Raw genomic sequence first — 6983 nt, forward strand, 5'->3', positions numbered from 1 at the left:
ATAATTATACTTATCCTGTGTATTTCAAGAATGTCTTTTGCCCAGGAATTAGTAAATGAATTCCGAATTCCACTTGCAGATGATAAGGTAAGGTATAAACTCACCGCAACTTCATTCGATCCCTCAAGTGAAATACTTTCCTTAAGTGTGCTAAAACAGGAAGAACTCAGAAAAGACAAAATTAACCTTCCTATTTATGCACCTTATTTCATGCACTATGTACTGGATGAACAACTGGAGCTTAAAGAACAGAATTTCAGAGAACTTCGATCCGCTATGAGAGGGGAAGATTACAGTCTCATAAAGGATTTTCCCGGTGCTTTTTCAGGCCATCCAGAAAAGAAAACAAATACGGGAAGGTTGCTAAAAATGAACCAGTCGCTTTCAGGCAACCCATGGATTGGTTTTAATGAAAAAGAATATTTCTATGATATTTCCAGCGATCGGTTCTATACCAACATGTTAATTGTTGAAAAAGGGAAAACGCCGGAAGAAGATATTTTAAAAGTTAAAAAAGGACTAAATAAAAGTCAGGAACTCCCCACAGTATACCCACAGCATGAGCAAGTGGAAGGTTTAAAAAAGCAACGATTTATGGCCTGGGTAGATGATTCTTTTTCAGATGCTAAAGCACATACCCTTATTGTCCCTGGTGGCATCAGAATAAGAGGAAAAAAACTGGACAAACATAATCATTATAAACAACAGTTTATCTTAACTTTTGATCAAGAGGGACAAGAGATTAATAAAATCACTTTGCCATTCCAATATCCCCGAAGCATTGAATATTCCCAGGGGTTGAATAAAAAGCAGGTATTTTCAAATCATTCTACCTACGATAGCTACGTTTTTATTTATGAAAGGGTATTTGGTATTGGGAAAAAAAATAATGACCCGGACCCCCTTAACCACTGGATTGTTCATGTGGGTAAACAAGGCCGGGAAATCTTTAAAACTAAGATTCATATAGGCAAAAAATATGGTGGAAAAGTGCTTTTTGCCCATAATCAAGGAGATGCCTTAATTTTATTATTCAAAGAGGACACCGACAAATTTGGGCTGATGAAGTTTAATGAGGGCAAACAGGAATTCACTAAAACCATTTCTTATACTGAATCTAAAAGCTTCCTTAAAGGAAACGGAGAGGGGATGAGTAAATCCATTGGAAAATCCTTTATCGTACAGGGAGCCAAAACCCTCAACAATGGGGATTTTCTCTTTTATGGACAATACAAGGAAGAAGTTACCAAGGCCATAAGGGACCCAAAAACCCTTGAATTAAACCCAGCCGTCTATGCTTATCCACAGGCCGTAGCCTTACATTTTAGCACCGAAGGAGAATTCAAAGGACAATATGCGGTTGATTTAAAAGATTGGAAGTTCAAAGCCCCTTCTCTATTAAGTGAAATGGAAATTTTTGAAACTTCCAATAACCAATTACTATGGGTTATTCATAATGTAAAATCCACCCAAGTAAAGGGAAATGATAAATTTTTATTACCCTATGGCAGGTATTTTTCAGACCTTGAAATGGCTGAGGATAAACCCTTCTCTGTGAATGAAGCCTTGGTAAACCTGATCGACACTGACAAGGGAAATATGAACCCCCTTCAAATTCAAAAGGAAAAAGAGGATAAACCTTTTATTAGCTTTTCGGAAAACACTTACTTATATGTTCCAGAAAAAAATTGGTTCTTCCTTTTTGGAGCAGAAAGAAACAAGGAAAATAATATTGACCATCTGCTCATTAAGAAGTATCAACTGTAATTTGGCTTTCGAATGACTAAAGCACCATAATGCTTTTTTTGAATATTGTCATATATCCTCATTCCAAAAAAAGACCTTAGTAGTGAATTCCGTTAAGGTCTTTTTTAATCACACTTTGCGTCTAATTCCCCTTTACCAGAAACTAACCCTTGCACCGTAATCACAAACACTTCGGCTTCAATCTTACCTCCTAATTCTTTTAACAGTTTTCTAGAAACCATTAAGGTATTTGGGTAATTTGGATCGACTTCCCATTGAGCTGATTCAATATCCCTTAGTTCCTTGGAACGCAACCCAATCCTTATTTCTCTTCCAGCTGCATCATTATTTTCCACTCCAAAGATTGGACTTTTATCTCCAATAGGAAAACTAAAACTGGAAGCAATAGGGAAATAACTTTCTTCCTTTAAACCCGCCACAACGGAAATATCTTTTTTTACCTCATTTATCAACAGAGGTCCCACTATTTCGTCAAAGAATTTTATAAAAAAGCGTTACTTTGGAAAAAAATTCAAATTTATTTTTTCAAAAAAAATCTTTAAAAAAGAGAAGAATTCCAATAAAGCGTTTTTTCACAAAAAGAACTAGAAAGTACATAAAAGCACTGCTGGCCAGCAAAACATTTCTTTCTGAAGAAATTTACTGAATGAGATCGTAAAAATAAGTAGGGATAGCTAATTATCCTTTCCATCTATTTAGTAAAAAAACATTTTCGACCTTTTGGAATTAACCAATTCTAACAAGTTCGAATGTTTCTCTTCTCCTAATTGTTTTACCCTCATAAACTGGTTGTTCCAAATAATTCCAATAGGATGGTTGGTAAGAAGCTATTTTCCCTTTCCCTTTTTTTAACCATCATTATATCACCACCTTTCGGTCAAAATCGACGAAAAGGTGAAAACCAGCAAACCTTTAGATTTGGAAAGCGGTTAGAGTTAGCCAAAGAAAATGATGAAGTATATGACATAGAACCAGACTCCATTTTGTATCAGAATTTTCAGGCTGCAATTACCGTTCAATTGAAAAAGTTTGGTTTTCTCTATCAAGAAAGCAATCCCAACTTTTCAGTTCGCTATGGGCTTGCAGTCTATAAAAAGGGGAGCAATCAAAAGGGGGGATATGCTATTGCTCCCGGAGTTTTTGCTTTTGGGGGAGGAGGGGTTGGTTTTTTCTGGTTTCCAGGGGGTACACCCATAGATTACCATGTGGTTATTTTTGATGTAAAAGTGGAAGATCAACATAGTTCAGCGATTGTCTATGAAAAAAGCTATGCACAAAGTTACTCTGGGTTAAATAAACTAACCGAAAAAGAATTTAAAAGAATTTCTAAAAAGCTTTTTCGTGATTTTCCGAAAAAACAGGCCTGGAATTGAAAAACAATATCTCCAAAACTCTTTTAAAAGATTCTAAAGAAATTCTCCGATTATTTTTTACCTCACACAATCCAATACCAACAATTTCTCTAAAATTCAAAGCAAAATCATACTTCTTTGTCTCCTAAAACTTACAACATAAATAGTTAAATTCAAAAAATTCACATTTAAATATAAATTAAAAATACTTACAACAAATATTAACATTAATTTAATTTGTTCTAAAATAAATTAATATGATCTCATATTTAAATTAGTTTATAAATTTAAATATGATAATAATGAAAAAATTATTTACAATTTCTGTACTTACATTTATTGGTGTAAGTGCTTTTGGAAGCAATTTCAAAAAAGCACCCAGAAAATTAACTCCAACAAAAACGAGCCAGAAGGCCCAATTACCAGAAGACTACTGTACACCTCTCCCACGACCGCAGGCTGAAACTATGGAGGAGGTTCGAATTGGCGACTATGACTTCTTTCATGATTATATATCTCGAGATAATGGAAACTATCAAGACAGAACGAACAAAGAAATCAACCTCATTAAAAACTTTGGATTGCCCATTGTAATTGGAAGTGACCTTTTTGTAGAACAACCCCCTTGGGTTTTCAGCCAACAATCCATAAAAGTATGGATAGACTATAACCAAGACTTCATTTTTGACAACGAAAACGAATTGGTAATAAACGGATGGATTGATGAGAAAAGACAGGACCCTGATGATGACGTTGGAAATGCCTTTCCTAATTTCCATGGATCTTTTATCACTTCTGAACTGGCCTATACGGGAAAAACCCGAATGAGAATTCAAATGAGCCCTAACGGTGAGTCTACAGCCTGCGAGGTTTCTGCCGGAATGGTGTTAGATTATACTGTTAACATCCTGGAAGATGAATTGGATTACTGTATACCTGAAAATATCATAAACAGAGATGAGTGGATTGGTCACTTTTACATTAACAACCTACACCATGAGGTAGGACAATTGGAGAGCTACAACAATTTTACTCATGAAACTTTCAAATTGAACCTTGGCCAATCCCACACCTTCAGAATTGTCCCCGATTTCAGAGATCAAATCTATAAAGAGCATGTCAGTGTATGGGTGGACTTTAACCTGGATGGTCATTTTGATAACACAACAGAGTTAATTGTAGAGGACATCTCAGAACAAGGACAGGAGGTTATTTCAGAGGTTTATTTCCCAGACAGCATCTCTTTGGAACCAAGACGCATGCGTGTAGGCCTTAAATTTAATTCCTATAAAGAAGGGGCCTGTGAAGATTCTTACTGGGGGCAGGTATTAGACTATACCATTGATTTTAGAAAAGCCTCATCATTAATACAGCCTTCAAATATTACTTTCACTCTGGAACCGGAAATTGAAGAGATTACAGATTTAAGTTACCATTTTTACCCAAACCCATCCTTGGGAGGAAATATTAATCTGGCTTTTAAGAGTGATAAACCAGAGAAAATAAAACTAGAGATAAGGTCAATAACTGGTCTTTCAGTGTACAAAAAGTCACTCGAATTAATTCCAGAGGAAGTGAAAACCATTCAGCTTAGGAAAGCTCTTAAAGGTGTATATCTCTTCCAAATCAAAGGAGAAAGAACTACCGTAGTTGAAAGAATCATCTTGAAGTAATAGAGGAAAAGTTTTTAATAATACACAATTTATCCATTGAGCAGCAGGAAGCTTTCCCTGCTGCTCTTTCATTTCACCTTACTGCCCTTACTGCCCTTACTGCAAAATTTTCCCCTCAATAAAGTCATTTATCACAAAAAGCAATCTCACTTTCTTACATTGGCACCATAAAAAAGTTAAGCTTTATCAAAACTTCGGTAATACGTAAACTCCCTCCCTGTAACGATCTTAATTTTCAGAACGTAATTCTTTATTTATCTTTCACTTGTGGTTATTCAGATAAAAGACTTATCTTTGCGGACTAAATTTCTGAAAGGGGACGAGTTCCTCCGACTAACTTTAAAAAGTTAATAACAAGAAAATGGCAACTAAAATCAGATTACAGCGTCGAGGACGCAAAAAGTACGCTTTCTACAGCATTGTAGTTGCGGATGCTAAATCACCACGAGATGGTCGATTTATTGAAAAATTGGGTATTTACAACCCAAATACAAACCCTGCAACCATCGATTTCAATGAAGATCAAGCATTGAAATGGGTGATGAACGGAGCCCAACCTACAGATACGGTAAAAGCGATATTATCCTATAAAGGGGTATTGCTGAGAAAACATTTACAAGTAGGTGTAAATAAAGGAGCCATCACTCAAGAAGAGGCAGATAAGCGATTTGAGGAGTGGAAGCAATCCAAAGAGGCAAAAGTTACTGGTAAAGTAGACTCATTGGCAAAAGCGAAAGAGGATGCTGAAAAAGCTAGATTAGCTGCCGAAGCAAAAGTAAAAGAAGCACGTGCAGAAGCGTTGAAAGCAAAGCAAGCAGAGGCTGAAGCTGCTGCTGCAGCTGAAGCAGGAGAAGGAGAAGAAGAAGCTCCTGCAGAAGGCGGAGAAGCACCAGAGGCTACAAACGAATAAGACAGAGGCTTGGCCATGGAAAAGGATGCATGTTTCGAACTGGGGTATGTGTTAAAAACTCATGGCTTGAATGGTTCTGTTTCGGTTTTTCTGGATGTTGACTTTCCTGAAGAATATGAGAATCTGGAATCAGTTTTTATTGAAGTCAATAAAAAGCTGATTCCTTTTTTTGTGGAAACCATCCATATTGCAAAAGGCAAGGCCAACATCAAATTTGAAGATATCGATCAAATTGAAAAAGCCGAACAGCTAAAAGGTTGTAAACTCTTTTTACCACTTGAATTATTGCCCAAGCTGGAAGAAGGACAGTTTTATTACCATCAGGTCATTAACTACCAAGTTTGGGATGAGCAGAAAGGCCTCTTAGGTAAAATTCAATCAATCTATGAGATGCCCAATCAGGACCTGATTGCCATGGATTTCCAGGGAAAGGAAGCCCTTATTCCAGTCAGTGATGAAATCATTGAGAAAGTGGATCACGAAGCGAAGATCATGTATGTGAAACTTCCGGAGGGCCTGCTTGATATTTACTTGGAAGATTAATTTGTGGGGTTTCTAATTATTCAAGCTACCTAATTTCATGAGGATCGACATCATTACATGTGTACCCAAGCTATTGGAAAGCCCTTTTTCGCACTCTATTTTGCAACGAGCGCAAAATAAAGGGTTGGCTGAAGTAGTCGTCCATAATTTACGCGACTATACAGTCAATAAGCATAAACATGTAGATGATTATGCTTTTGGTGGAGGCGCAGGGATGGTCCTGATGATTGATCCCATTGATCGGTGCATCAAACACCTTAGGGAAAGCCGAACCTATGAAGAGGTAATTTATATGAGCCCAGACGGAGAGTTGTTTAATCAAAGTATAGCGAATGAACTTTCTTTGAAAGGCAATTTGATTATTCTTTGTGGGCATTATAAAGGAGTTGATGAGCGGGTTCGGGAGCATCTAGTAACCAGGGAGATTAGCATTGGGGATTATGTACTTTCCGGAGGAGAATTAGGAGCCGCGGTTGTAGCTGATGCTGTTATTCGTTTAATCCCGGGAGTTTTATCCGATGAAACTTCAGCTTTAACCGATTCTTTTCAAGATGGATTAGTGGCACCTCCAGTCTACACTCGTCCGGCAGATTATCAGGGCATGAAAGTACCGGATATTTTATTGTCGGGCAATGAAAAACTGATTGAGAAGTGGCGTTTTGAACAAGCCGTTGAAAGAACACGAAAGCGAAGGCCTGGTTTATTGCTTGATTAAGTTTAATATTAAAAGTTATTATA

7 protein-coding genes are annotated in these 6983 nt (G+C 36.9%); 6 read left to right on the top strand and 1 reads right to left on the bottom strand.

What is annotated here, in order from left to right; genetic code table 11:
* The coding region (locus E1171_RS11235; protein ID WP_222931472.1) for a hypothetical protein at nt 1-1767 on the top strand (1767 nt) is incomplete at its 5' end.
* Between the two features lie 104 nt (nt 1768-1871).
* On the opposite strand, the gene E1171_RS11240 is transcribed toward E1171_RS11235, so the two are convergent.
* Nucleotides 1872-2231, bottom strand: a complete 360-nt coding sequence (locus tag E1171_RS11240) for a hypothetical protein (protein WP_155206103.1) — start codon at nt 2229-2231, stop codon at nt 1872-1874.
* Between the two features lie 348 nt (nt 2232-2579).
* On the opposite strand from E1171_RS11240, the gene E1171_RS11245 reads away from it, so the two are divergent.
* The 5 genes from E1171_RS11245 (at nt 2580) to trmD (ending at nt 6960) form a co-directional block, all read left to right on the top strand.
* Nucleotides 2580-3140 (top strand): DUF4136 domain-containing protein, encoded by a 561-nt coding sequence (locus tag E1171_RS11245; RefSeq protein WP_155206104.1) that lies wholly within the window; start codon nt 2580-2582, stop codon nt 3138-3140.
* 281 nt (nt 3141-3421) lie between these two features.
* Nucleotides 3422-4792: a T9SS type A sorting domain-containing protein gene (locus tag E1171_RS11250; RefSeq protein WP_155206105.1), complete on the top strand. Its 1371-nt coding sequence runs from the start codon at nt 3422-3424 to the stop codon at nt 4790-4792.
* A gap of 361 nt (nt 4793-5153) precedes the next feature.
* Nucleotides 5154-5702, top strand: a complete 549-nt coding sequence (locus E1171_RS11255) for a 30S ribosomal protein S16 (RefSeq protein ID WP_155206106.1) — start codon at nt 5154-5156, stop codon at nt 5700-5702.
* Nucleotides 5703-5717: 15 nt separating this feature from the next.
* A complete protein-coding gene (rimM, locus tag E1171_RS11260; RefSeq protein ID WP_155206107.1) occupies nt 5718-6245 on the top strand; it encodes a ribosome maturation factor RimM in 528 nt (175 codons plus the stop codon).
* Nucleotides 6246-6282: 37 nt separating this feature from the next.
* Entirely contained in the window at nt 6283-6960 is a 678-nt protein-coding gene (trmD, locus tag E1171_RS11265; RefSeq protein WP_155206108.1) for a tRNA (guanosine(37)-N1)-methyltransferase TrmD, read from the top strand.
* Nucleotides 6961-6983 lie beyond the last annotated feature (23 nt).

The sequence above is a fragment of the Xanthovirga aplysinae genome, from assembly GCF_009711365.1.
In the GTDB taxonomy this organism is placed as follows: Bacteria; Bacteroidota; Bacteroidia; order Cytophagales; family Cyclobacteriaceae; genus Xanthovirga; species Xanthovirga aplysinae.